Source organism: Brachybacterium paraconglomeratum, from assembly GCF_003994255.1.
Taxonomy (GTDB): Bacteria; Actinomycetota; Actinomycetes; order Actinomycetales; family Dermabacteraceae; genus Brachybacterium; species Brachybacterium conglomeratum.
Genome location: NZ_ML133855.1, coordinates 116876 through 142516, shown reverse-complemented (window position 1 = coordinate 142516; position 25641 = coordinate 116876). Strand labels below are relative to the sequence as shown.

Here is a 25641-nt window from a genome sequence, read left to right as displayed (position 1 = left end):
GTCAGACCTTTCCGTGCCAGGGCACCAGGCGGTCCCCGATCCAGCGGATGATCGCGTCGAGCGTGACGGCGACGAGGCCGATCACGATGATGCAGGCGATGGTGAGGGCGGTGTTCAGCTGCGTGCCGGAGATGTAGGCGAGGCCGCCGATGCCGGGGATGCCGTTGTTGAGCTCGGCCGCGACCACGGTGGTCCAGGCGAATCCGATGGCGAGGCGGACGCCCGAGAAGATCGAGGCGGTCGCGGCGGGCAGCACCACGAAGCGTGCGACCTGGCCGGGCCCGGCCCCCATGGAACGGGCGGCGGCGAGATAGTCGCTCCTCACCCCGCGCACGCCGTCGATGGTCGCGATGACGATCGGCGGGAAGGCCGCGAGGAAGAGCAACAGGTACTTCGAGGTGTCCCCGATGCCCACCCACACGATGATCAGGCCGATGTAACCCAGCGGCGGCAGGGCGCGCAGGAAGTTGAGATAGGGCGCGAGCGCCGTGTTCGCGGGCTCCCACATGCTCATCAGGAAGCCCAGCGCGATGCCCGCGACCGCGGCGAGGGAGACGCCCACACCGATGCGCTGCAGGGAGGCGATCAGGTGCTCCCACAGGTAGTAGTTCTGCACCCCGCACACCGTGCGCCCGGTCGCGTCGTCCACGACGAGGCATCGATTGGCGTCGAGGAAGGCACCGGCGACGGCCTGAGGGCTGGGCAGGTAAAGGGGATCGACCAGCTCGATCGCGGTGATCAGCCACCACAGCGCGAGGATCCCCACGAGCACCCCGGCCTGCAGGAGCCGATTGCGTCGCGCCCGGCGGGATCTGCCCGCGCGAGCGGACCTCTTGACCTGGCGCGACTGCGCGCTCTCCTCCGCCGTCTCCGCATCGGTCGCGGTGGAGGGCTCGGTCCGTCTCGTGCCGACTCCGTCGTCCATGCTCCGTCCCGCCCCCTTCGTCGCAGATCGTCTGTGCGCTGAAGGGACAGTACCCTGCGCTCGAGGGCTTGCCCCCTGACGTGAAGCCTCCACGATCCTCGGGGCACGGCTCCTGCCCGCGCACCTCGCGATGGCAGATCGTTATCCAACTGTGCACGTCCAGGACATGAGAGAGCACGGTCCCGGCAAGCCCGATTGCCTATCGTCCTCCCACACGACACCACACCAGCGCATGCCCGCCGCGCCCTGTGAGCGAGGCCGCCGCTGCGAGGAGCCCTCCCCATGCCCGCACTGTTCGGTCTCGCCCTCATCGGCATCTTCTGCCTCATCGGCATGGGGCTCCGGCGCTGGATCCCAGCCTTCCGCACCACCATGGTCCCCGCCTTCGTGATCGCCGGGTTCCTCGGCGCGATCGCCATGAACGTGGGCCTCTCCGGTGTCCTGGAGGGCGTGGATCAGGAGCTGTTCACGTCGCTCACCGCGCAGCTGTTCACTCTGTCCTTCATCTCGATCGGCCTCACCCCTCCGCCGCCGAGCACGAAGGACGACGGCGGCCGCACCCAGAAGGTGCTGCTGCGCGGTGCCTGGGCGATGGGGCTCACGTGGGCTTTCGTGTTCGTGGTGCAGGCGCTCATCGGCGTGGGCGTTGTCGCGGCGACCGGCCGCTTCGGCGGCATGGACGCGATGTACGGCTTCATGGTTCCCTTCGCCTTCGCCCAGGGCCCCGGCCAGGCCGTCACCTTCGCCGGGATCTTCGAGCAGCAGGGCTGGGACGACGCGGTGAACGTGGGCCTCGCCTTCGCCTCCGCCGGATTCGCCGCCGCCTTCCTCGTGGGCGTCCCGCTGGCGAAGTGGGGCATGAGCAAGGGCCTCGCCTCCCACTCGATGGAGATCTCCGACTCGGTGGGCAAGGGCTACTTCCGCGAGGACGAGGAGACCGAGTCGATGGGCACGGAGACCACCTTCTCCGGGAACATCGACACACTCACCGTGCACATGGCGATGATGGGACTCGCCTACCTGCTGGCCCACGGCCTCGCCTGGATCTTCGCCTTAATCCCCGGCTTCGTGGGCGACACCATCAGCGGGATGATGTTCATGAACGGTCTGTTCGCGGCGTACTTCGTGCGCTGGGTGCTGCGCCGGCTGCATGCCGAGCACCTGCTGGACCGGCAGATGCAGGCAAAGATCACCGGGTTCACCACCGACTACGTCGTGGTCGCGTCCTTCATGGCGGTGCAGGCCGCGGTCGTCGCCGCCTGGCTGGTGCCGATCCTCGTCACCTGCGTGCTCGTCACCGCCGTGACCGTTGCGCTGTGCTTCCTGATCGGTCAGCGCTACGGCAGCGATCACGACTTCGAGCGCACGATGGGCATGTACGGGACGCTCACCGGCACCACCCCCACCGGCCTCGCCCTGGTGCGGATCCTCGACCCGCGCATGCGCACCACCACCATGGCGGAGATGGGCCTGATGAACCTCCCGGAGCTGCTGTACATCCCCGCGATGCTCGCGATCTCCGCCGCCTTCGCGGGCGAGCTGGGCCTGGTCCCGGCACTCGGCGTGATGGCGGCGCTGACCGTCGCGTACTTCGTGATCCTGCTCCTCACACGCAGTATCGGGAAGCGCACCTGGACCCTGCACGGGAGCGTGGACGCCGCGGAGGAGCGCACGGCGGAGCCCGCCCCCGTGGGCTGACCGCCCCTCCCGGCTTCGTGCCGAGAGCCGCCGCGCCACATTCACGACTCGAACCAAGGAGCTCTCACCGTGGAGACGATCTTCCACTCCGGCCGCATCCTCACGATGGTCGCCCCGGAGGACGCCCCGGAGGCCGTCCTCGTACGCGACGGACGCATCGCCGCCGTCGGCCCGCTCGAGGAGATCCGGCAGCTGGCCACCCCCGCGGTCGAGGAGGTGGATCTCGCCGGTCGCACGCTGATGCCCGCGTTCATCGACCCCCATGGGCACCTGCTGCAGCACGGGACGCTCGCATCCCTCGTCGATCTAGAGAATGCCCGCAGCATCGCCGAGGTCGTCGCCGCGTTCCGCGAGCGCCTCGCCGAGCGTGACCCCTCCGACCGCACCCCGCTGATCGGTGCGAAGTACGATCCGCAGCTGTTGGCCGAGGGCCGCCATCCCACCCGCACCGACCTCGACCAGGTCTCCACCGAGGTGCCCGTCTTCGCGCTGCACCGCAGCATGCACGTGGCGGTCGGCAACTCGGTGCTCGTCGACGGCGCCGGCCTCACGGCCGAGACGCCCGACCCCGACGGCGGCCGCTTCGGGCGCTTCCCCGACCGGACCCCGGACGGGTACGTCGAGGAGAACCCGGCGATGGCCGCCTACATGCCGCTCCTCTCTCCCGGCGGCGGGGGCGGGCTGCTGCCCGCCGGCGTCGCGAACCCGCTGCGCGCTGCGGAGCTGGCGAGCGCCGACTACCTCCGCCACGGCATCACCACCGCCCAGGAGGGCGCCGCGGACCCGGCCACGGTCACCGGGCTCATCGAGGCGTCGAAGGCCGGAAAGCTCGGCCTGGACGTCGTCGTCTACCCCGTGGTGCAGTCCGGCACCCGGTACTTCCAGGAGCACCCCGAGTTCGCCGACGACTACCGGGACCGGCTGCGCCTGGGCGGGTACAAGATGATCCTCGACGGCTCCCCGCAGGCTCGCTCCGCCTGGATGAGTGAGCCCTACGAGCCGATCGAGGGGGATGAGGACCCCGGCTGCGCCTACCCGATCCACTCCCCCGCCGAGGTGGAGGAGTTCACCCGCGCCGTTGCGGAGCAAGGCCGACAGCTGATCGCGCACTGCAACGGGGACGCCGCCGCACAGCTGTGGGTGGACACCGTCGAGCGGGTCGGCGCCGAGCACCCAGCGTTGCTCGAGGCCCGCCCGGTGATGATCCACGCCCAGACCGTGCGCGACGACCAGCTCGAGCGCATGGCGGAGCTGGGCATGATCGCCTCGATCTTCTCCGTCCACACCTGGTTCTGGGGTGACGTGCATCTGCAGAACTTCGGTCCCGTCCGGGGCCGGCGCATCTCCCCCGCCCGCTCCGCTCTGGACCGCGACGTGCGCGTCACCCTCCACCAGGACACCCCGGTCACTCCCCCGGACATGCTGCTGACGACCTGGGCGGCCGTGAACCGGATCAGCCGCACCGGCAAGGAGATCGGACCCGAGGAACGGATCTCCACCTGGGAGGCGCTGCGTGCGGTCACCGTCGAGGCCGCCCACCAGTACGGCGAGGAGGGCTCCAAGGGGCAGATCCGCGAGGGGATGCGGGCGGATCTGGTGATCCTCTCCGCGGATCCGCTGGCAACGGCCCCCTCGAACTTGCGCGAGATCGACGTTCTCACCACCATCAAGGATGGGACGGTGGTCTTCGATGCGGGGCCCGCCTCTCCCCCGACCCGCTGGATCCAGCCGGCCACCCCTACTCTCCGCTGAGGACCCCTCATGAAGATCCTGTCCGTCGTGGGCGCGCGCCCGCAGTTCGTCAAGCTCGCCGCGATCGCGGATGCTGCAGCGCAGCGGGACGACGTCGAGCACGTCATCGTCCACACCGGCCAGCACTACGACGCGGCGATGAGCGACGTGTTCTTCGCGGACCTCCGGATCCCGGCCCCGGATGTGAACCTCGCCGTCGGCTCAGGCTCCCACGGCCGCCAGACCGGCGCGATGCTCGCCGGGATGGACGAGGTGCTCGAGGAGCACCGTCCGGACTGGACCCTCGTCTACGGCGACACCAACTCCACCCTCGCTGGCACCCTCTCCGCAGTGAAGATGCACCTCAAGGTCGCCCATCTAGAGGCCGGCCTGCGCTCCTTCAACCGTCGCATGCCCGAGGAGCACAACCGCGTCCTCACCGACCACGCAGCCGACCTGCTTCTGGCCCCCACCGAGGTCGCCCGCGATCACCTCGCCGCCGAGGGGCTCGCCGAGCGCACGATAGTCACCGGGGACGTGATGACCGACGTGTGCCTGCGCGTGGCCCAGTCGGTCAAGAACGCCCCCGTCGCGCTCCCCGAGGGGATCGACCCCACGGGCGACTACGCCGTGGCGACCATCCACCGCGCCGACAACACCGACGATCCGCAGCGTCTCGCCGCGATCATCACCTCCCTGCAGCGGCTCGACATGCCGCTCGCCCTGTTCGCACACCCCCGCCTCGTCGCCAAGGCGAAGGACGCCGGGATCGAGCTCGCCGGGGGCGCTGTCCACGTGGGTGAGCCCGTCGCCTACCCTGACCTCGTCAACGCCGTGCAAAACGCGGCCGCGGTCGTCACTGACTCCGGTGGCCTGCAGAAGGAGGCCTACCTGCTCGGAACGCCCGCCTCGACGGTTCGCACCGAGACCGAGTGGGTCGAGACCCTCGAGAACGACTGGAACCGCCTCGTGATGAACCCTGTAGAACTCCCCTACGCGGTCGCCCGCCCCCGCCCGACTGCTGAGCGTCCGCCCCACTACGGCGACGGCCACGCCTCCTTGCGCAGCATCGATGCCCTGCGCGCGCGGTCTTGAGAGACATGGCGACGTCTTCTCGCTACCGGCTGGGGAGCTGAGCTTCAGGTGAGGCGATCCAGTGAGCCGGTAGTAGCTCACGAAGGCTCCGGCGAACGCAACACTCGCCGGCCAGCCGGCAGGCGTCGCGGCAGAGCCTACGCAGAGCGACACCGGTAGAATTCGCCTCGGCGGCCGCGGGTATCACCCTCGAGCAACGGCACCGCTGGGCTTCTGCGGCTTCCCGCGGGCCAGGGTTGCGAAGCCGCCGTCGTGATCTCGTGAAAGATTCTCTCGTACTCGTGGTAATCCTGCCTCAGAGCGCAGAGGAAGTGGATCGTGGGCTTTGCCGGAGTTTGCTGGAGGTGATACTCCCTGACCATGGCGAAGAAGCGCCTACGCAGCGCGTCCGAGAGGTGCGGGTGCGAAGCTTCCAGCCAGATCTCCGCTTCAATCTGCTCGCTCGGGGTGCTCATTGATCGTTCTCTCTCTAAGTAGCGTCATCCCGGCTGCTCGAGAGGAGTAGAACGTACCGCAGAAGCGTCTCGCCCGCTCGGCAGGCTTCGCGATCTCGACCGAGCGGAAGGTGATCGCAACAGGGCGCGGGAACGCCGGCCGGGGCTGGTGCTAGCGCTCAACGTCCCCGAGCAGTCCCCTGATCTGCCGCGTAAGGATCTCCCGCTCGGACTCCCACGTGTTCGCCCTGCCGTAGCGCTCCGCGTTGCGGCGATACGCGTCGGTCCTCTCCGTGCTCAGCACGTCGCGGAGAGCTCTCGCGAGGTCGACGGGATCGAACGAGTCGTAGGTGACCCCGCACTCGGACGTGCTCACGATGCGACGCAGCTCGGGAAGGTCCGAGGCCACGACGGGTATGCCGGCACCCGTGTACTCGAAGATCTTGTTGGGCAGGGCGTACTCGTTGTTGCGCGAGACCGGCTGGTACGGGATCACGCCGACGTCCGCGGCGCTCGTGTACGCCGGGAGCTCTCCGGGCTCGACTGCGGGCAGGAAGTGGACGCGGTCCCCCACCCCGGCCTCCTCGGCCAGCATCACGAGCTCGTCCCGGGACCTGCCCTTGCCGATGAGGACGAGGTGCACGCCGTCGTCGAAGTGCGCTGCTGCCCGTACGCACACGTCGAGGCCCCGTCCCGGGACGAGCCCGCCTTGATACAGAACGACCTTCGCCGTGCGGTCGAGGCCCGCCAGCGCCCTGATGTCCATCGGATTCGAGCGGACCGACTCCGGAACCGCGGGGGCGGCATTGCGCAGCACGGTCCCCTCGACGCCGTAGCGGTCCCGGTACTCGTCGCGGATGGTCTCGTTGACGACGACCACTGCGTCGGCCCGGCGCATGTAGGCCTTCTCGACGGGCCAGAGCAACCGTTGCTCGTAAGGCCGGAGGGACGTGCTCTCGAGATACAGCTCGTGGCAGTCGTGCAGGTGTGGGACGCCGAGCCGTCGCGCCGCGATGCTTGCGCCCACCAGTCCAGGAAGGTCGGAACTCACCACGAGGTCGGGCGCGTGCGCCGCGATCCGCTCCGGCGACAGCCGCCAGAACTCGATGAAACGATTGATCAGATGGACCTGCTTCAGCTGGTCCCTGATCGCGAGATCCCGTGTGCTGCGGGAGCTCCTCACGAACTTCGTGACCCGCTTGTCCGCCGTCGTCCACGCCAGTTCGAGGCGCTCGCGGACGTCACGAGCGCGCGCGGACGTCCACAGCCGCAGAGGGAGCTCCGCGCCCGGAACATCGCTCGTCGTCCGCGCCGACGCCTTGCGAGACGGCGCGGCCGCTCCGGCCGCTCTCCGCGCCCGCTCCAGCTTCTTCTGCTCATCCCACCTGGCCTGGCGCTCGTTCTTCTTGCGCGTCATGCGCGACTGATACCGCGTCGCCAACGAGTGCACCTCGATGAAGTCCGCCGAGAGGAGCGGATGAGCGAGACCCTGGAAGAAGTCCGCTCGAGGGGTCGAGTTCACGACCGTGACCTCGAAGCCGAGTTCGAGAAGGGTGATGATGTTCCGTCGTATGCGCCCGGCGATCTGCGGCTTCATCGCCACGACGACGGCGCGCCTGCCCGTGCCCGGACGTTCCGATGACGGCGCGAGGTCGAGAGGTGCCGAGATCTGGGCGCGGCCGATCTCCGAGATCCGAGAGGTGCCTCGTGGTCCGCCCTCCGAGGACCCGGCGAGGCGCTGGGAGCCCGCACGGCGCCCAGTTCGTCGACGCCCCCCTCGCGAGGAGCTTGCGACGTCAGCACCGTCCGCGTCATGAGGGGGCGTCTCGACGACCGGGTCCGCAGGTCCTCGGTACCCGAGCCGTCGGTACACAGTGAGGTACGCGGCGACGTTCTCGTCCCAGGTGCGGTGGCCTCGCACCCATCGAGCTCCCCGCACGCCCAGGTGGCGGCGACGCTGCGGGTCCCTTGCGAGAGTAGTCAGTATCCGGGTCAGATCGTCGGCATCGCCGGCGCGGAACGTCTCCGCCGCTCCGGACTCCTCCGCGATCTCCTTCAGCGCCGCGACGTCCGAGAGCACCACGGCGCGCCCGGTCGCGAACGCCTCGAAAGGCTTCAGCGGGGTGACGAGTTCCCCAACCGGGGAGCGTCGCCGTGGGACGACGAAGATGTCGATGAGGCCGTAGTAGCGCAACACGTCCGCGTGCGGGACCGCACCGACGAAGTGGATGTTCTCGGCTCCGCTCTCTTCGGCATGACGCCTGAGCGCCGCGAGATGGTCCCCCGCGCCCACCAGCAACAGGTGGAGCGGAACCTCGACCTCGGCCGCCGCTCCCCGGAAGCCGTCGATCAGAGTCTCGATGCCCTCGTACTCCACCATCGAGGAGATGTACCCGATGATGAGGGCATCTTCGGGGAGGTCGAGTCCGGCGGCGAGCTCCGGGTCGCGCTGCTGGACAGGGAACTCCTCGGGGTCCACCGCGTTGGGGACGACCGTGACCTCCTCGGGTGCGAGCCCCTCCGGGGCGCAGTCGAGGATATGGTCCTTCATCACCTCGGCAAGCGTGAAGTTGTGGTCAGGGAGCGTACGGGCCACCTCCTCGGCGTGCTTGCGCAGCGCATACGCCTCCGGTGCACCGTACGTCGCGAATATGGAGTCGGTGTCGCCCTGCCAGCCGTGACGCGCGATGGTCCGAGTCAGCCAGGACTCCTCCCAGAACCCTCGGCTCTCGTACACCGTCGGCACCCCGTGCGCCCTTCCCACGACATCGGCGATGACGGCGTTGTGGAAGTCGGAGTGGGCATGCAGGACGCTCGGTCGCAGTTCACGGACGATCCGCGAGAGCTCTTGGATGTCGTGGCGCAGCCAGCTCTCGGTATCCGTCTCTCGGCGATGCGGGCCTCGGAGGCGTCGGTACTCGATGCCGTCGTGGCTGTAGCTGTCCGGGGTGTCCTCACCCTCCGCGATCCCGGACTGCCCCACGACGACGACGGGAAGTCCTCGGCGTGCCTGCGCCCGAGCCGTGTAGTGGGTGCGCAAGGTGTATCCGGACTGAGTGTCCGGAAGCATCTTGCCGACCATGTGCAGGACCGGCCCCGTCGCGGAGTGGGCATTCACCGACGGGAGGTCGGCGGTGACGGACGCAGGGTCGGAGAACACGTCGATGTCACACCGAAGCCGGTGCAGGGTGCTGCGGTCGTTGTCCCCTTGCGAGGCCGTGGCGATCTTCTCGAGCACCGTCTCGGCGAGGCCCCAGTACCCCGCCGAGCGGTAGAACCGGTAGAGGGAGCGCAGCGTCCCGAGCTTCTGCGTGGCGAGGACCGGGTAGCCCTTGAGCAGCGGGCCAGCCTCCAGCAGACGATTCGAGTCGAGGTAGTGCTGGAAAAGGTCCTGCGCCTGGGTGCCGCTGAGGAACGACTGCGGTCGTCGTCCGAGCTGCAGGGCGGACTGCGTGCTGAGCGCCCAGGTGTCCGCGGTCCTGGCGTCGAGTCCGTCGAGTTCCCGGCGGATGGACGCCTGAAGTTCCTGGAACGATGCTCCACGCGCCTCCTCCGCAACGGCGGCGCTCTGCGCGCGACGTTCGAGGTTGGTCAGCCTCGTGGCGCTCCGGTCGCGGGTGCGAGCCGCCCTGCGCAGGATCAGGTCGACGAGGACCACGACCCCGATCACACCGAGGACGCCGACCGCCCCCGTGACGGCGGCGAGGCGGATCGATCCGGTCACGGCGGTAGCGATCAGCAGCGCGAGCAGGATCACCGCCAGAACTCCGCAGATCGCCGAAGCGACTCGGACCATCACGCGCATAGATCTCTCCCTCATCCTTCGGTGAACCCGGTCTTGCGTGCTCGCCCCTTGAGCCGTCCCGGCTCTCTCAGCCGATATCGCCGGTGAAGTCCTCGGGGCGCCTCCCGCCCCGGAACCTCCATCGGAGCGCAGCGACGGTGCGCTCGGCGGCGCGTCCATCACCGTAGGGGTTGACGGCATTGGCCATGGCAGCATGCGCCTCCGTGGAGCTCAGCAGCAGGGACACCTCGTCCACCAGGCGCTGACTGCTCGTCCCGATCAGTTTCACCGTGCCCGAGAGCACGGCCTCGGGACGCTCGGTGTTCTCCCGCATCACGAGGACGGGCTTGCCCAGGCTGGGAGCCTCCTCCTGGACCCCGCCCGAGTCGGTGAGCACGGTGTGGGCCAGGCTCAGGGCACGCGTGAACTGTGCGTACGGGAGCGGTTCGGTGAGCAGGACATTCTCGAGATCGTCAATCGCCGGCAGGATCACCTCACGCACCTTGGGGTTCCTGTGGAGGGGGAAGACGACCGTGAGATCAGGGTGCATGCGGGCAAGCTCCGCCACGGCCTGACCGATGTCCTCCATGGCGGAGCCGAGGTTCTCCCTCCGATGCGCGGTGACCAGCAGGATGCGTCGTCGCTCGCCGGCGGCGATACTGCGCTGGAGATTCTCGAGACGTTCATCGTCGAACGAGACGTCCAGCACAGCCGTGGCGAAGAGGAGCGTGTCGATCACGCTGTTGCCGGTGACCACGACGTCATCCTCGCTGAAACCTTCACGCAGGAGGTTCGCCTTGCTCGTCGAGGTCGGGGCGAGATGGAGGGAGGTGACCTGGGCGGTGATCTTGCGGTTCGCCTCCTCGGGGAAGGGCGACCCGATGTCCCCCGAGCGCAGCCCGGCCTCGAGATGGACGACGGGGACCTGCCGGTCGAACGCGGCGACCGCCGCACCCATGGCCGTGGAGGTGTCACCCTGGACGATCACCGCATCCGGACGCTCCTGCTCGAGGGCCGCATCGACGCCGCCGATCACTTTCGCGACGATGCCGTTGAGGCTCTGACCGGCGACCATGATGTCCAGATCATGGTCGGGACGGATCGCGAACATGTCATTGACCTGATCGAGCATCTCCCGGTGCTGGCCGGTGACCACCACGACGTTCTCGAGATCCGGGTCGGCATCAATCGCCCTGATGATCGGGGCGAGCTTGATCGCTTCGGGCCTCGTGCCGTAGATCGTCATGATGCGCAGTGCCATAGGTGTTCGCTTCCTCGAGGGTGGGGACGTCAGGAATTCGTCGAGCTGTCGGAGCGCCCGCCAGGGAACCGGCGTGCTGCCGTCTCCTGCGTGAAGATCCCCGTGAAGGGGTCCGGTCCGCGGCCAGGAAGCCCGCTTCGGACTTCCGATGCCCCGTCGGGAGAAGTGAGTCTCGATGCGGCGCGCTGCTCCGCGCCCTCCTCGAAAGCGTCCCTCAAGTATTCCATCGCCTCCTCTTCGCGATTCTGTGCCATCCGGTACGCGAATGACCTGTACCGCTTGGTGACGTCGAAGGTGTCGCCGTCCATGACGATGCGGCCCTTCTCCATCCAGATCGCTCGGGAGCACATGTTCTCGATGGTCTTCGCGCCATGGTTGACCATGAAGACCGTGCCGGCGGCTCCGAGCATCTCATCCATCTTCCTCTTCGAGCGCTCGGCGAAGGTCGCGTCACCGGTCGAGAGCGCCTCGTCGATCATCAGGATCTTCGGCTCCGCCATCACCGAGATCGCGAACTTCAGCCGTGCGCCCATCCCCGAGGAGTAGGTGCGCATCGGCAGGTCCACGGCGTCCCCGAGCGCGGAGAGCTCGGCGGCAGCCTCGAACTTCCCGTCCGCCTCGTCCGGGGTCATCCCCAGTGCGAGAAAGCCCAGCTTGATGTTCTCCGCACCGGTGAGCTCACCCATCAGGGCCGCGCTCACTCCGAGGAGCTGGGGCCGTGCGCTGGTCAGCACCACGCCCGACGTGGGCGGTTCGATACCCGCGAGCATGCGCAGCAGCGTGGACTTCCCCGACCCGTTCCGCCCGATGATCCCGACGAACTCTCCTTCGCGCACCGTGAGGTCCACCCCGCGCACAGCGGCGACCGCCACCATGTGCTTGCGTGGGAGCAGCTTGGCGGCTATCCCCTTGCGTGGGGTCCGATCCGTACGCGGGACCTTGTAGCGCATGCGCAGGTTGTGGGCGGCGACGGTGACGGGTGATCGCTCCGGAGCGACCCAGGGGCTCTCCGCGAGAGTCGACTCCTCATCGTGATCTGGGGCGTCATCCGAGGTCTCGGCCATAGTTCGCCTCCTTGCTCCAGAAGAAGAGGAACCCTCCTACGGTGAGGAGGACCCCCCACGCGAGGACCACGAGCCATGAGCCGAGGTCGGGGACGGCTCCATCGATGAGTGCCGTTCGTGCCATGTCGATGATCCTGAACAGCGGATTGAGAGTGATGATGTCCATGAAGAGCCCCGGGTTCAGGAAATGGCTGATCGGGAACATGACGCCCGATCCGTACATGAGGAACCGACCGATCACGGACATCATGTTAGACAGGTCGGGGAAGTAGAAGCCGATCCTTGCCGTGATGAGCGTGATACCGAGGTTCACGAGAGTATGGAGGAGGAAGATCGGCACCAGGAGCAGCCAGGTCATCTGGGGCAGGGCGAAGGGCGGCACGACGACGATCGCCGCACACATCGCAAGCATGGTGTACACCGCGGTCAGAGCGCTCTGGAGCGCATTGGAGATGGGGATCGAGGCGCGGGGGAACGTGAATGCCTTGATCATCGATCGGCTTCCCCGCATCGAGTTCGCACCCGACGAGATGGCCGTCGTCGTGGAACGGAACATCAGTACACCGATGAGGAGGAAGGCCGGGAAGTTCTCCAGGCCACGGTCGGTCTTCAGGATGTATCCGAAGATCACGTAGTACGCGGCAGCATCCAGGAGGGGGCGGAGAACCAACCAGAGGTTTCCCAGCCGGTTCCTGCTGTTCTGGTTCGCCGCACGATGCCGCGAGTCGAACCAGATGAAGTGTCGTCGGCCCCACAGCAGCGCGAGGTACTCACCCAGATTCGGGCGGACCCCGATGGGACTGAGCGCGCTCGCATCATGGCCCCTCGCTTCGAGAGCGCGGATCACCTCGCCAGAGCTCTTCACCTCATTCGCCATCGTGGTTCTCCTCGAAAGACTTCTGAACTGCTCCACAGTAGGCGAGTTCGTACCGTGCCATCAGAACCGGCCACGTCCTCTCCTGCGCGGCACGTCGAGCTGCGGCGCGCTCGCCCTCAGGAGGGGCTCCACCGACCAGATGCTCGGCCACGGCCTCCGCCAGTGCACGGGGGTCATCCGGAGGCACCAGCGTCCCGTGCACCCGACCTGCTGCATCGGTCACAGTCTCCCGCAGTGCCGGGAGATCGCTCACCACCACCGGGCGTCCCAGAGCCATGGCCTCCACCGGCTTCTGCGGGGTGACGGTGCGGGAGACGTCGAGGTCCCTGCGCGGGACGACGACCAGGTCGAGAGCCTGCACCCAGAGCCGAGCCTCGGAGCGAGGGACCCTTCCGGGCATCAGGATCCTGTCAGCGAGTCCGAGCTCCCGAGCGGATTCCGCGAGAGCAGGCGCAGCGGATCCGTCACCGACCAGGACGACATGGAGACGATCGCGCACCTGCCGCGGCAACGAGTCGTCATGGATGATCTGCGCGGCCGCGTGGAGGAGGGTGTCGAAGCCCTCGTAGTCGACGAGTGCGCTGACCGCGCCGACGGCGAGCGTGTCAGCGGGCAGATCGGCGGCGACATGAGCCCGCGCCTGTCGAGGAGTCATCGTCTCGCGGAGCAGTGCCGTGTCGATGCCGTTCGGCACGAGGACGATCCGATCAGCTGGGACGCCCCGTCGCACGAGCACATCGGCCATCGTGCGGCTGAGCGTCACCACGCTCGAGGCGGTGCGCACGAGATCACCCTCCGTGGCGACGATGCGCTGCACCTTCTCCGATCGGGCGGCGCGTCGCCGGAGCTCCTCGGAAGGATGCGACGCGATCCACGTCTGCTCCATGAGGCCGCGCACCTCGAAGATCCACGGTATGCCCGTCGCGGCGCTCACCGCCTGGGCGACGAGCGCGTTACGGTAATCAGTGGTCGCGTGCAGGACGTGAGGCCTGAACTCACGGACGATGCGAAGCGCCTCGTCGACCTCCTGCTCCAACCTCTCCGTGGGCGTCATGCCCAGGCGCGTGGGAAGAGTTCTGCGGTACTCGATGCCGTCCACGACATCGACGTCGGCACACAGCGGCTTACCGACCATGACCGGGTAGCCGGTGCGCGTGAGGGCCACGGAGTCTATGCCGCGGTCGCGCAGCCCGATGAGAATGTTGTGCGTGCGCAGGGAGTATCCGGACTGCGTATGCGGCAGGGAGTTCGTGAGCAGATGGAGAACCCGTACTCTCTCCTCGGGCCCCGGCACGGGGGCAGCCCCCGACTGTCGCCGTTTCGCTAGCCGGAACCCAGGGGTGAGCATCGCGAGTTCGCTGCGGAGGCGCCGTGCCTGCGTGGTCGTGCCGCTTCCTGCGGCATCCAGCAGCTGCACCGCTCCCTCGAGGTCTCCGAGGGACCACGCGGCCCGCGCCCTCGTAGCGGCAGGAGCCGACGACGGGACGAGATCCGGCCGTCCCAACAGCACAGCGACCTCACTGCGCAGGCGTGATCCGGGAGCGGGATGTCCTGTCAGCTGCGACTCGGCGCGCCCGTTCTCCCCCGCCATCACGGCGCCGAGTGCCGCTACCCCGGCCCCACCGTGGAGTCGCGAGCCGAGGTGGAACAGCGACCGGCCGACGCTCACACGCATTCTCAGCGGCAAGCGCCGACTGACTTGCATGACGAACAGTGCTGGATCGTCGATGAGATGCTGGACGACCGAAGCACCCAGGAGCCGTGCGTTGCGTGCTGTCCGCGCGGCCGCCGACAGGGCCGAGGCCGCGACGGACTCCTCCCTCTCCGTTTCACATTTCACGACCCCGAGAGTAGCCACCCCGGGGAGCATTCCTCGCAGTCACCCGTTCGGCGGACGAGCAGCGCGGCGAGATGGACTCAGAGGGCAACCGCATCAGGGGCCGCAGGCAGGCCCCGTCCGCCTCCGCCGGCTTCTTGCCACTCTGCTTGAGAACCTTCCTGAAATCGAGGTCCTCGCGATGATCAGGGACGGCGTGTTCGTCGACGAGGGACCACGCGCCGGAGGCCTCGATGCCGCACCGGCCAGCTCAGCATCTGCCGTCAGGCAGCCTTCGGCGCGCGCTGCACCGCAGCGACCACGTCCTCCCCGCCCAACGAGTTCTCGGCGATATCGAGGAGTACCTCGAGCACCTCCGGTGACACCATCACGTTCTCCCGGTCTGCGCGGCACTCGCTCATCAGTCGTCGGAGCCGATCAAGAGTCACCACGGGTCCTCCTCTGTCCGTTCCGGCGACCATAGCTGTCTGTTTTGCCGCATTCAAGGGGTTTGCGTCCACTGCCTCCCACCCGCAGCGGCCCTGGAGGAACCCCCACCACGTCCCTGCAGGTCGCCGTCTCGTCCCGGATCCCGCTGCGACATAACCTTCCCCCATGACCTTCGCCGGCCTCCTCGCCTTCCTCGGCCTCGCCGTGGTGACGATGGACGTGCTGGGCGGCGTGCTCGCGATGGGGATGCTGCTGCGCGGCGGCACGATACGTCACCTGCTGGCCTTCGCCGCGGGGTACGGCGCGGTCGTGGTCGGGGCGACCCTGGTGCTGCACTCGCTGCTGACCCTGCTGGGACGCTGGCTGCACCCCGTGCTGGAGTCGAACGATGCGATCGGCGCGGTCGAGGCGGTCGTGGGCCTCGCGCTGATCGGGTTCGGCGTGCACCAGTTCCGCGGCGCCTCGCAGCCGCCCGGACCGCACGGCCCGCTCGAGGAGAGAGCCGCTCCGGCGCGTCTGGCCACCGTCCCGCTGGTCCTCGGCGGGGTGGCCTTCGCCGGGACCGCGCTGGCCGATCCGGCGTTCACGATCGCCGTCGGGATGGCGTCCCAGGAGCAGCACCTCACGCTGCGGATCGCGCTGCTGGTGGTGTGGAACCTCGTCTACCAGCTGCCGCTGGTGACGGTGATCGTCGCCGCCGCCGTCGGCCGCCACGAGCAGATCGTGGTGCGGCTGCTCGAGATCTCCTCCCCGCGCCGGCGCATGCTGCAGACGGTGCTGGCGACCGTGCTCGCCCTGGCCGGCCTCGCCGTGCTGGCCGACGGCGCGGTCGCCCTGCTGAGCGGGCACGTGCCCTGGCTGCGCCAGCTGATCATGCTGCGCTGAGGGGGGGCCGAGCGCTCAGCAGCGCAGCCGCCGCGGACGACGCCCCGCCCCGCCCGGTCTCACCCCCGCGCGAACAGACCCAGCGCGTCCCAGGCGACCCAGCCGCCCTCGGCGAGCTCGAGCTCGATCACGTTCCGCCCCTCCTGCAGCGCGGCGGCCGGGACGGGCAGCTCGAGCAGGGCGCGGCGCAGCGCCGTGCCGGGCACCGTCGCGTCCCCCTCGCGGGAGCCGCGGGTCGCGCCGACCGGCAGCTCGAGATCGGTGACGTGCTCCCCGTTCGCCGCGATGCGCAGCAGTCCGCCGAGGCGGGTGGTGTCCACGAGCCAGAGAGCCAGGTCGTGGTCCTCGCTCGGTGCGCTCTCGAGCGTGACGGTCCAGCGGGCGCGGTAGGCCTTGCTCCCCGCCCAGGCATCGCCCGGTCCGGGCAGCAGGTAGGGCCAGGCCTCGCCGGGTGCGTCGGTCCCGTCCACGTACTCGATCAACGCATCCGGGAACCGCTCGGGGATCTGCGCGTAGGAGGCGGGGGCGAGGAGGTGCTCGAGGGTGCGGCCGTCGAAGTCCCCGATAGTCGCGACCGGGGTCCCGGTCGCGGTGACCGAGGGCTCGGAGGCGGCGGTGACCGGGGCGGAGGGCTCGCCCCGCTCCCCGGCGTCGGTGACGGCGAGGACCGCGTAGGTCCAGGTCTCGCCCGCGACGTCCAGGCCGGTGTGCCGGAATCGGGGGTAGACGGACTTGCCCAGCAGCGCGGTCTCGTCGGCCGTGTCGGGGGCCGTCTCGCCGGGGAGGCCGTAGATGCGGTAGTGGTCGATCAGCGGGTCGAAGCCGAGCGAGTCCCAGGAAAGGGAGATCGCGACGAGGGCGGGCTCGGCGGCGAGGCCGGTGACGACGGCGGGGCGCGGGCTCATGGCGGTGCTCCTTCGTCCGGCTCAGGCCGGGATCAGGCGGGGCTCGCCCGCGGGGGTGGTGAAGCGGGCGGTGAGCTGCTTCGGGGCGGTGTCGTCGGCCTCGATCCACTCCACGACGTGGAAGCTGGAGACCATCTCCTCGGGGGTGAGGCGCACGTGGACGTAGCCGCGTCGGCCGTCGTAGAGCTTCACGTAGTCGTGCCGGGTCCAGGTCTCGGGGCTGCCGGCGTCCTCGGCGCCGTCCCCGTCCGAGGCGACCGAGGTGCACACCAGCTCCACGCCCAGCCGCTCCTCGCCCGGGTCGTCGGGGTCGGCGGGGATCTCGGCGGCGACGTGCTTGTGGATGTCTCCGGTGAGCATCACCGGGTTCTGCGCCTCGGCCATCTGGGCGAGCAGGCGCCGGCGGGCCGCCGGATAGCCGTCCCACATGTCGGTGCTCTTCTCGTTGATCGGCACCAGCACCACGCCGTTGGCGAGCAGGTTCCAGGTCGCCTCGGAGCTCGCGAGCCGCTCCCCGACCCACTCCTCCTGCGCGGCGCCGAGGATGGTGCGGTTTTCGCGCTGCTGCTCGGCGGCGTCGGCCGGCTCCGCGTCGCGGAACTGGCGGGAGTCCAGCAGCGAGAAGCGGGCCAGCGCCCCGACGTCGAAGCCGGCGGTGATGTCGGTGTCCGGGCCCTCGGGCAGCGCGGCGACGTCCAGCGGCATGTTCTCGTAGAACGCGCGATAGGCGACCGCGATCCGGTGGGCGAAGTCCTCCTCGCCGATGCCGGTGTCGGAGAGGGGGCCGGTGTAGTTGTTCTGCACCTCGTGGTCGTCCCAGACGGCGACCGCCGCGGCGCGGGCGTGGACGGCCTGCAGGTGCGGATCGGACTTGAACAGGGCGTACCGCAGACGGTACTGCTCGAGCGTCTCGATCTCGACCCGATGCGCCTCGCCCACCTCGGCCCCCTGGCGCCACAGGTTCGTCTCCGTGATGCCGTACTCGTAGATGTAGTCGCCGACGAAGACGACCAGGTCGAGGTCCTCCTCCGCCGCGAGATGGCGGTGGGCGGTGAAGTGGCCGTGGTACCAGGCCTGGCAGGAGACGAGCCCGAAGGAGAACGACTCCGGGGTCTCGCCCGCACCGGGCAGGGTGCGGAAGCGGCCGACGGGGCTGAGCTCGCGCCCCACCCGGAAACGGTAGAAGTGCTCGGTGCCGGGCTCGAGCCCCTCGACGCGCGGGTGCACGGAGTGGGCGAGGCCGGGCTGGGCCAGTGCCCGGCCGTGGGCGACGATGTCGCGGAAGTTCTCGTCGGTCGCGACCTCCCAGCGCACCGTCACCTCCTTCAGCGGCATCCCGCCGTGGCCGTCCTCGGCCAGAGGCTCCGGGGCCAGGCGGGTCCACAGCACCGCCCCGTCGGGGCGCGGAGCGCCGCTCGCGACGCCGAGGGAGAACATCCCCTCGGTCCCCGGCGGCGGGGCGGCCTCGACCGAGGGGGCGTCGATGCCGAGCGCGAGCATGGCGGCGGAGGCGCCGCTGAGCTGGAGCAGGCGGCGACGGCTGACGGGGGCGGCGGTGGGCGCGCTGGGCATGGGGACTCCCGGTCGGGGGCAGTGGTGCTCCCTCACCGTCACCGCCGCAGATGGACGCGGGATGAACCGCGGTGGACATCGGTCGGACGATCCCGCGACGCCTCGCCCGATTCCCGACACAGCGTGCTCAGGGCCCCGGAGGACTCAGCCGATCCCGTAGTGGGCGTAGAAGAGGCCGACAGTCAGGATCTGGCGACGTCGTCACGCGGCGGTCAGCTCGACGCTACGCGTCCTACGCGCCGGTGGTGCACGATCCGGTGCGGGCCACCCCGAGAGAACTGTCCGCAGAGAGGAATCGTCCGGCGAGCGCTGACCACTCGGCCGAACCCGCTCAGGCCGCTCGCGCACCCTCTCGCTCCCCCTGCAGCGCCGCCCCGGGCGGGTCTGCCTCGCGCGAATGTACCGTTGATGTCAAGACCGTCGGTCGTCCCGGGCCACGACCGATCACCCGCACGGCAAGAACGGAGCCGAGATGACCGATGACGTAGTCGCGATGGATCGACAGGAGCTCCAGGATCTTCTCCTGCACAGCGACGACATCTCCGCGTTCCTCGAGGACTTCACCGCGATGCTCGCTCGGGAGATCTCAGATGGCGACGCCCCGGCGTGGTGCGCGGTGACTCTGCTGCGGAAGAGGAAGGCGAGCACCGCCGCGGCCTCCGGGCTCGAGGCGCAAGCCCTCGACGAGCTGCAGAACAGCTTCACCGACGGGCCCTGCATGACGGCGATCCGGGAGGACACCGTGATCAGAGTGGGCGACGTGCGCGAGGACACGCGGTGGCCGGACTATCTCCCCGCGGCCGCGGAACAGGGCGTGCGCTCCATCCTCGGCGTCCCTTTCGACTTGGGCGACGATGCCTGGGCCGGCCTGAACGTCTACTCCCCCGCGCCCCACCATTTCGAGGCGGACGTGATCGCGAGCATCCAGCAGGAGGTCGACCGGGCCTCGGGCGCCCTGCGTCTCGCCGTCCGCCTGGCCTCTCATCGCGAGGCCGAGCACGACCTGCACGCGGCGATGAGCTCCCACACGGTGATCAGTCTCGCGGCGGGGATCATCATGGGCCAGAACCGCTGCACCCACGCCGAGGCGATGCGCATCCTCAAGGACGCCTCCAACCACCGCAACGTCAAGCTCCGCGATCTCGCCGTCGAGCTCGTCTCGTCCCTGGACCCGGACTACCTCGAGAACCACTTCCGCGCGTAGGACGGCTCCTGCGGGTGCCCGAGGGATGCGGACGGCATGCGGTTCTGGACCGGGCACCACGTCGTGGTGGACCGCACGCTCGATATCCATACGATCGGTCCGGCCGCTTCTGGTCGGGGCCCGAGCGTGCCAGGGTGGTACGCACACCGAGATTCCGAACATCGCCTCCTCGAGGAGGTGGGCGTGATGGCGAACCACATGTACGCCGCCGGCCTCGTCTCCATCGGCCTCTCCCTCGTCCGCATGGGGGATGTCGGCGATGAAGGCCGAGGACTCCCGCGCACAGGCCGACCGGTGGGGCCTGTTCGTCGGCGAGTGGGCACCGACCTTCTTCGCCATCGGCATCGCGCTCAGGCTCGAGGAGCAGGGAGGCCTGCCGCACCGCGACAAGGGCTGACCGCAGGCACTCATCGTCCCGTGCCGGAAGGCAGGCCTACCCTCCCGAACGTCCGCGCACCTCTGGACCGGGGAGAGTGGAAGCCTTCATGACACTTCACAAGCATCAGAACTCCGAGATCTTCCCGCGCAGATGCGAGGTCCGTCGATGCACGGCGCCACCGCAGATGTGGTACTCCGCCGGGAGCTTCGAGTACGAGATATGCGGCAGGCATGAACTCGAGCTGCGTGCCGGCGAACCCTACTCGGTCGACGAGGGAGAGATCCTGGTGGGTCAGGACGCCACCGGCGAGCTCCTCGCTGTCGAGGTGGATCGGACGGCGGGCAACGTTCTGCTGCGCCTCGGCCGGTTCGGTGCGGTGAACCAGGTGGTGCGCCTCGACATGCCGTCGGGGCTGGCCTCCGCCCTCGATGCTCTGGGCGCCGACGAGAGCGCCCTCTCCGACCACTATCGAGACGACCGCTGAGTCACGTCCGCGAGGGCAGGGCGGCCGAGGAGCACACCACCGTCAATCGACCGAGAGCTGCTCCTCGAGGAAGAAGATGTCCACCTGCATGGCGAGGTCCTTCAGCGGCGCATCGTCGTGGGAGCGGTGCTGCAGCGGCTGCACGGTCTTCTCACGGACGGCGAGATTGAGCACCTGGGCGAACAGGGCGCGGCCCGCGAAAGCCGGATCCGTTCCGGCACGCAGGAGCCCCTGCTCGGCGAAGCTCGTGAAGCAGTCCTCCAGGATGTGCTCGTGCACCTTCCGCAGCCTGGCCATCCGGTAGCGACCGGGGTGGTCCTCGCTGACGGATTCCGCATCCAGCGTGGCGAGCAGACGAATCGGAAGAGCAGCGGGGTGCCAGAGCTCGACCAGCCCCTGCAGCAGCGCACCTCGGTTCGCGCGCAGCTCGGGAGCGCGGTCGAGTGCGCTCTGGGCGTGCTCCTCGAGCCGATCGATCACGCCGTCGAGCAGCGCAGTCTTGCAGTCGAAATGGTGCAGCATCCCGGAGTGGGAGATACCGATGTGCTTCGAGATCTCGCGCAGGCTGGAGCCGTGATAGCCGTGGTCCGCGAACATCTCCGCTGCGCCGTCGATGATCTCCTCGCGGCGTCCTCGAGCACCGGTGCGGATCTCGGGGGATTCCTCACCGGCCGGTCTCGCCGACGTCGTGGCGCCCGACCCTTTCGCGATCGGCTGCGGGGCCTCCGGACTGTCGACCGTGGATCCTTGTGCAGACATCGTTCTCCTCATCTGTGGTCCCGCGGGGCCGAGGCAGCAGCCGACGACCTGGCTGCAGGCGCCGACCGCGATCGGTGTCATGACGCCGTGATTGAAGATTACTGCATATCCGCCCGGACGCAGCCGTTCTCCACGATCACCTGCACGGAGGCTCGCGGCTCCGGGAGTCGATGACCGGCTGCGTCCACTCGCCATCCACGCCGGTCCTCCCTCCTCTGGTCCGACCCGGTCACGATCCAATCGGTCCGTGTCCTTCTCAGCGGCCGAGTGCATGCGTAGCGTGCGAGACAGCGCACGACTCCGAGAGACCCGGCGGAGGTCGGGCCGACCGGTTCCATACCGCCCCTTCTGCCTCACCACCGATGTCGACGCGCTGAGGACCAGCGGGCACCGCTCGGGGGCGATGCTGCTGGGCCTGCGTCCTCTTCGACGGCAACACCTCCGAGGCGAATCTGATCGGCATCGAGTACATCGTCTCCGAGTCGCTGTTCGACACCCTCCCCTAGGAGGAGTGCGGGTACTGGCACCCGCACAACTACGAGGTCCTCTCCGGTCAGCTCATCGCTCCGGGCCTGCCGGCGTTCGCGGAGCAGCAGCTCATGGCCGAGCTGGTGAACTCGTACAGGAAGACCTGGCACACCTGGCACACGGGACGGCATGACAAGGGAGGCGGGCATCCGCTCCCCCTGGGCGACCCGATGCTGATGTGGTCGTTCAACCGCGACGGCGAAAGCGACCCTGGCCTCGCCTCCGATCGCGCCCGGGTCCTGGGCGTGGAGCCCGATGCGACCCGGGAGCGGCGGCAGCAGCTGCTCGACCGAGCGCATCCTCAACGCGGCGTCGACGCCCTCGCGTCCGAGTTCTCCGGCACGACCCCGGTCCCCGGGGTGCGGGAGGCCGCGCCCGGGCACGGTCGCGACGAGGCACGGGACGCGTCACCGGCTCCCCGGCCCGATCGGGACGGCTGACGCCGGCGCGATCCCCGCGACGCCGATGCCCCTCACGACCGGAGGCTGCCCGCCGTCTCCGGCGACTGCGCACCCCGGTGTCGCAGCGACAGCGCGCCGCCGACCGCGAGGGTGACGAGCACGCCCAGCAGCGGGTACCACTGCCAGGCCACCCACACCTCGCCGATCACGTACTTCTCCATCACGAAGAAGAATGCATTGACCGCGACGGCGAGCACGAAGGCGATGTTCGCGTCGCCCGCCCGAGCCCGCCCGTTCACGATCCCGAGCACGAAGGCGCCCAGCAGCCCGCCGTACGTGATGCCGGCGACGCCGAGGGCGAGCACCACGATGCTGCCCTCGTCGGAGCGGAAGATCGTGGCCGGGGCGATGAAGGCCAGGCCCCAGCAGATCGTGGCCCAGCGGCCGATCCGCAGGCCCTCCGCGTCGCTGAGCGGGATGCGACGCAGCTTCGCGACCACGTCGGTGACGGTCGAGGAGCTCAGCGCGGACAGCGAGGAGGACAGGGTCGACATCGCGGCGGCGAGGATCCCCGCCAGCAGCAGCCCGGACAGCCCCGTCGGCATCTCCTCGACGATGAACAGGGGGAAGATCTCGTCGTCGCGGGTCAGGCCCAGCTCCGCCGGGGCGGTGGCGCCGTACCAGCCCCACAGCGCGAGGCCGACCAGCAGGAAGACCCCGAACTGCACGGTGACGATCACACCGGAGACGATGATCGCCTTCTGCGCCTCGACCTTCGAGCGGCAGGCGAGCAGGCGCTGGACGACGAGCTGGTCGGAGCCGTGGGAGGCCATCGCGAACACCGTGCCGCCGAGCACGGAGACCAGGAAGGTGTCATCGCCGCTGAGCGGGCTGCCGGACCACACGAAGACCTGGGCCTTGCCGGCCTCGGCCGCCGCGCCCAGCCAGCCGGCGCCGATCGAGGAGACGACGACCGCGATCGCGATCAGCCCGCCGACCACATAGAGCAGCATCTGGACCACGTCCACCCACACCACTGCCGTGATGCCGCCGATGAAGGTGTAGAGGATGGTCACCACGGAGAGGATCACCGTGATCGCGAAGTACGAGAGGTCCACGCCCAGCCCGTCGAGGATCACCTTCAGAGGGATCGCCGCGGCGATCACCCGGATCCCGTCGGCCAGCAGGCGGGTGATCAGGAAGGTGACCCCAGCGGTGGTCTGGGTGCTCGTCCCGAACCGCTTGCCCAGGTAGGCGTAGGCGGTGATCATCTCGCCGTCGTAGTAGCGCGGCAGCATGAAGAAGGCGACCACGACCCTGCCCAGGATGTAGCCGAGCCCGAGCTGCAGGTACGAGAGGTTGCCCAGATAGCTCATCACCGGGATCCCGATGACGGTCAGGGCGCTGGTCTCGGTGGCCACGACGGACAGGCACACCGCCCACCACGGCAGGTCGCGCCCGCCCAGGAAGAAGTCCTTCAGCCCGGTCTGCTTCCCGCTGAGCTTCAGGCCGAGCCAGGCGGTGGCGACCAGATAGGCCGCGATCACCAGGAGGTCGATCGTCTGCATGTCCGCTCCCCTTCGAGGTCCGTTGTCGACTGCGGCCCCGTGGTGGTCGGGCGGTCGGCGGACGATCCGTCGGCGCGGCCGACGCGGGCCACGGCCGCCCATTCGCTCACAACCCGGCCGACGGGGCAAGCCCGGGACGGCGCCGGGGCCGCGGCTCCCGGTGGCGGGACGCCCGGCTCCCGGTGACCGGGCGCCCGGTCTCGTGCGGCGGGGCCCGGGCCTCCTTCGACAGGGCGCTCGACCCCTGCCTCGTGGCACAGGTCACCGCCGACGCATAGGCTAGGGGCAGATCCGCCCCGCCGTCGGCACCGTCGCCGACCCCGGCACCGGGCGCACCGACTGACAGGAGGGACATCGATGTCGAAGGTCTCGGACGACATCGCCGCCGTGCTCGGCGAGACGCTGCGCGACGGGATGACGATCGCGGTCGGGGGATTCGGCCTCTGCGGCATCCCCAGCGATCTCATCGAGATCGTGCGCGACAGCGGGGTCGGCGGTCTCACCGTCGCCTCGAACAACCTCGGCGTGGACGGCAAGGGACTGGGGATCCTGCTGGAGAACGGCCAGATCGACAAGGTCCTCTCCAGCTACGTCGGCGAGAACAAGTACTTCATGCAGCAGTACATCGACGGGAAGCTCGACGTGGAGTTCGTGCCCCAGGGCACCCTCGCCGAGAGGATGCGCGCCGGCGGCTCCGGCATCCCTGCCTTCTACACCGCCACCGGCTACGGCACCCCCATCGCCGAGGGCAAGCCCGTCGCCGAGTTCGACGGCCGCCACTACGTCCTCGAACGCGCCATCGACGCCGACATCGCCCTCGTCCACGCCCACACCGCCGACACCTACGGCAACCTCCGCTACCGCCTCACCGCCCGGAACTTCAACCCCCTGGCCGCGATGTGCGGGCGCATCACCTTCGCCGAGGCCGAGCACCTCGTCGACCCCGGCGGGATCGGCCCCGACGACATCCACACCCCCGGCGTGTTCGTGCACCACCTGGTGCGCTCCACCGCCGCCAAGGACATCGAGCAGCGCACCACCCGCCCCCGCCCCGACGCGGCCGACCAGAAGCAGGAGGTGGCCTGACATGGCCTGGACCCGTGACGAGATGGCCGCGATCGCCGCGGCCGAGCTGCGCGACGGCGACTACGTCAACCTCGGCATCGGCATGCCCACCCTGGTCGCCAACAACCTCCCGGGCGGCGTGGACATCACCCTCCAGTCCGAGAACGGCGTGATGGGCATGGGCCCCTTCCCCTACGAGGGCGAGGAGGACCCCGACCTCATCAACGCCGGCAAGCAGACCATCACCCTCCGCCCAGGCGCCGCGATCTTCGACTCCGCCACCAGCTTCGGCATGATCCGCGGCGGGAAGATGGCCACCGCGATCCTCGGCGCCATGCAGGTCACCGCCACCGGCGACATCGCCAACTGGCAGATCCCCGGCAAGCTCGTCAAGGGCATGGGCGGCGCGATGGACCTCGTCGCCGGCGCCCGCCGCGTCATCGTGATGATGCAGCACGCCGCCAAGGACGGCACCCCCAAGATCGTCCACGAATGCACGCTCCCGCTGACCGGCGTGGGCGTCGTCAACCGCATCATCACCGAGCTCGCCGTCCTCGACGTCACCGCCGACGGACTCGTCCTCACCCAGCTCGCCCCCGGCATCACCGAGGACGACGTCCGCGAGGTCACCGAGCCGGAGTTCACCGTCCGCCTCGCCGGCTGAGGTCCGCCGCGCGCCCGGACCGGTCCTGCGCACGTGCCGGTCCGGAGTCAGCGCACGAGCCCGGGCCGGTTCTGCGCACGAGCCCGACCGAC

General features: G+C 69.2%; 20 protein-coding genes and 1 pseudogene. 10 read left to right on the top strand and 11 right to left on the bottom strand.

The features are described from left to right. Position 1 precedes the first annotated feature (1 nt). The gene (locus DS079_RS09565; protein WP_126986908.1) at positions 2-925 is read right to left on the bottom strand and encodes an ABC transporter permease; all 924 of its coding nucleotides are present in this window, start codon (positions 923-925) and stop codon (positions 2-4) included. A 282-nt stretch (positions 926-1207) separates the two neighbouring features. Between DS079_RS09565 and DS079_RS09560 the strand changes: the two genes are divergently transcribed. From DS079_RS09560 to wecB (DS079_RS09550), 3 genes are all read left to right on the top strand, one after another. Further along, positions 1208-2623, top strand: coding sequence for a sodium/glutamate symporter (locus tag DS079_RS09560; protein ID WP_126986906.1), 1416 nt, complete (start codon positions 1208-1210; stop codon positions 2621-2623). 69 nt (positions 2624-2692) lie between these two features. Next, positions 2693-4375 (top strand): amidohydrolase, encoded by a 1683-nt coding sequence (locus DS079_RS09555; protein ID WP_126986904.1) that lies wholly within the window; start codon positions 2693-2695, stop codon positions 4373-4375. A gap of 9 nt (positions 4376-4384) precedes the next feature. Next, positions 4385-5449 carry a non-hydrolyzing UDP-N-acetylglucosamine 2-epimerase gene (gene wecB, locus DS079_RS09550; RefSeq protein ID WP_126986902.1) on the top strand — a complete coding sequence of 355 codons (1065 nt, stop codon included), beginning with the start codon at positions 4385-4387 and terminating at the stop codon, positions 5447-5449. 606 nt (positions 5450-6055) lie between these two features. Here the strand turns inward: wecB (DS079_RS09550) and DS079_RS09545 are convergent. The 6 genes from DS079_RS09545 to DS079_RS17095 all read right to left on the bottom strand — a co-directional run bounded on the left by DS079_RS09545 (position 6056) and on the right by DS079_RS17095 (position 15137). After that, entirely contained in the window at positions 6056-9640 is a 3585-nt protein-coding gene (locus tag DS079_RS09545; RefSeq protein WP_164736183.1) for a glycosyltransferase, read from the bottom strand. 115 nt (positions 9641-9755) lie between these two features. Beyond that, positions 9756-10928, bottom strand: a complete 1173-nt coding sequence (gene wecB / locus DS079_RS09540; protein ID WP_126986898.1) for a non-hydrolyzing UDP-N-acetylglucosamine 2-epimerase — start codon at positions 10926-10928, stop codon at positions 9756-9758. Between the two features lie 29 nt (positions 10929-10957). Next, positions 10958-11878: an ABC transporter ATP-binding protein gene (locus DS079_RS09535; protein WP_241237615.1), complete on the bottom strand. Its 921-nt coding sequence runs from the start codon at positions 11876-11878 to the stop codon at positions 10958-10960. Between the two features lie 94 nt (positions 11879-11972). Further along, positions 11973-12869, bottom strand: coding sequence for an ABC transporter permease (locus DS079_RS09530; protein ID WP_126986894.1), 897 nt, complete (start codon positions 12867-12869; stop codon positions 11973-11975). Further along, positions 12859-14286, bottom strand: a complete 1428-nt coding sequence (locus tag DS079_RS09525; RefSeq protein ID WP_164736182.1) for a glycosyltransferase — start codon at positions 14284-14286, stop codon at positions 12859-12861. The genes DS079_RS09530 and DS079_RS09525 overlap by 11 nt, the downstream gene beginning before the upstream one ends. Before the next feature lie 683 nt (positions 14287-14969). Next, positions 14970-15137, bottom strand: a complete 168-nt coding sequence (locus DS079_RS17095; protein WP_164736181.1) for a hypothetical protein — start codon at positions 15135-15137, stop codon at positions 14970-14972. Positions 15138-15300: 163 nt separating this feature from the next. Between DS079_RS17095 and DS079_RS09520 the strand changes: the two genes are divergently transcribed. After that, entirely contained in the window at positions 15301-16020 is a 720-nt protein-coding gene (locus DS079_RS09520) for a hypothetical protein (RefSeq protein ID WP_126986890.1), read from the top strand. A gap of 59 nt (positions 16021-16079) precedes the next feature. Here the strand turns inward: DS079_RS09520 and DS079_RS09515 are convergent, their stop codons facing one another. Next, positions 16080-16925 (bottom strand): polysaccharide lyase family protein, encoded by an 846-nt coding sequence (locus DS079_RS09515; RefSeq protein ID WP_126986887.1) that lies wholly within the window; start codon positions 16923-16925, stop codon positions 16080-16082. A gap of 21 nt (positions 16926-16946) precedes the next feature. Then, complete coding sequence (locus DS079_RS09510; RefSeq protein WP_126986885.1) at positions 16947-18497, bottom strand: alkaline phosphatase D family protein; 1551 nt, start codon at positions 18495-18497, stop codon at positions 16947-16949. A 472-nt stretch (positions 18498-18969) separates the two neighbouring features. Here DS079_RS09510 and DS079_RS09505 point away from each other — a divergent pair, with 472 nt between their 5' ends. From DS079_RS09505 to DS079_RS09495, 3 genes are all read left to right on the top strand, one after another. Then, positions 18970-19701: a GAF and ANTAR domain-containing protein gene (locus tag DS079_RS09505; RefSeq protein ID WP_126986883.1), complete on the top strand. Its 732-nt coding sequence runs from the start codon at positions 18970-18972 to the stop codon at positions 19699-19701. Between the two features lie 259 nt (positions 19702-19960). Continuing rightward, entirely contained in the window at positions 19961-20098 is a 138-nt protein-coding gene (locus DS079_RS09500; RefSeq protein WP_241237614.1) for a hypothetical protein, read from the top strand. Positions 20099-20264: 166 nt separating this feature from the next. Then, positions 20265-20564: a hypothetical protein gene (locus tag DS079_RS09495; protein ID WP_126986881.1), complete on the top strand. Its 300-nt coding sequence runs from the start codon at positions 20265-20267 to the stop codon at positions 20562-20564. A gap of 42 nt (positions 20565-20606) precedes the next feature. Here DS079_RS09495 and DS079_RS09490 read toward each other — a convergent pair whose 3' ends face one another. After that, positions 20607-21323, bottom strand: coding sequence for a TetR/AcrR family transcriptional regulator (locus DS079_RS09490; RefSeq protein WP_241237613.1), 717 nt, complete (start codon positions 21321-21323; stop codon positions 20607-20609). A 425-nt stretch (positions 21324-21748) separates the two neighbouring features. On the opposite strand from DS079_RS09490, the pseudogene DS079_RS09485 reads away from it, so the two are divergent. Next, positions 21749-22291: pseudogene (locus DS079_RS09485) on the top strand (DUF1264 domain-containing protein); the annotation flags it as partial. A 32-nt stretch (positions 22292-22323) separates the two neighbouring features. Here the strand turns inward: DS079_RS09485 and DS079_RS09480 are convergent. Further along, positions 22324-23820 carry a sodium:solute symporter gene (locus DS079_RS09480; RefSeq protein ID WP_126986879.1) on the bottom strand — a complete coding sequence of 499 codons (1497 nt, stop codon included), beginning with the start codon at positions 23818-23820 and terminating at the stop codon, positions 22324-22326. A gap of 357 nt (positions 23821-24177) precedes the next feature. Here DS079_RS09480 and DS079_RS09475 point away from each other — a divergent pair, with 357 nt between their 5' ends. Beyond that, positions 24178-24906 carry a CoA transferase subunit A gene (locus tag DS079_RS09475; RefSeq protein WP_126986877.1) on the top strand — a complete coding sequence of 243 codons (729 nt, stop codon included), beginning with the start codon at positions 24178-24180 and terminating at the stop codon, positions 24904-24906. A 1-nt stretch (position 24907) separates the two neighbouring features. Beyond that, on the top strand, positions 24908-25549 hold the full coding sequence (locus DS079_RS09470) for a CoA transferase subunit B (protein WP_126986875.1): 642 nt from the start codon (positions 24908-24910) through the stop codon (positions 25547-25549). Positions 25550-25641 lie beyond the last annotated feature (92 nt).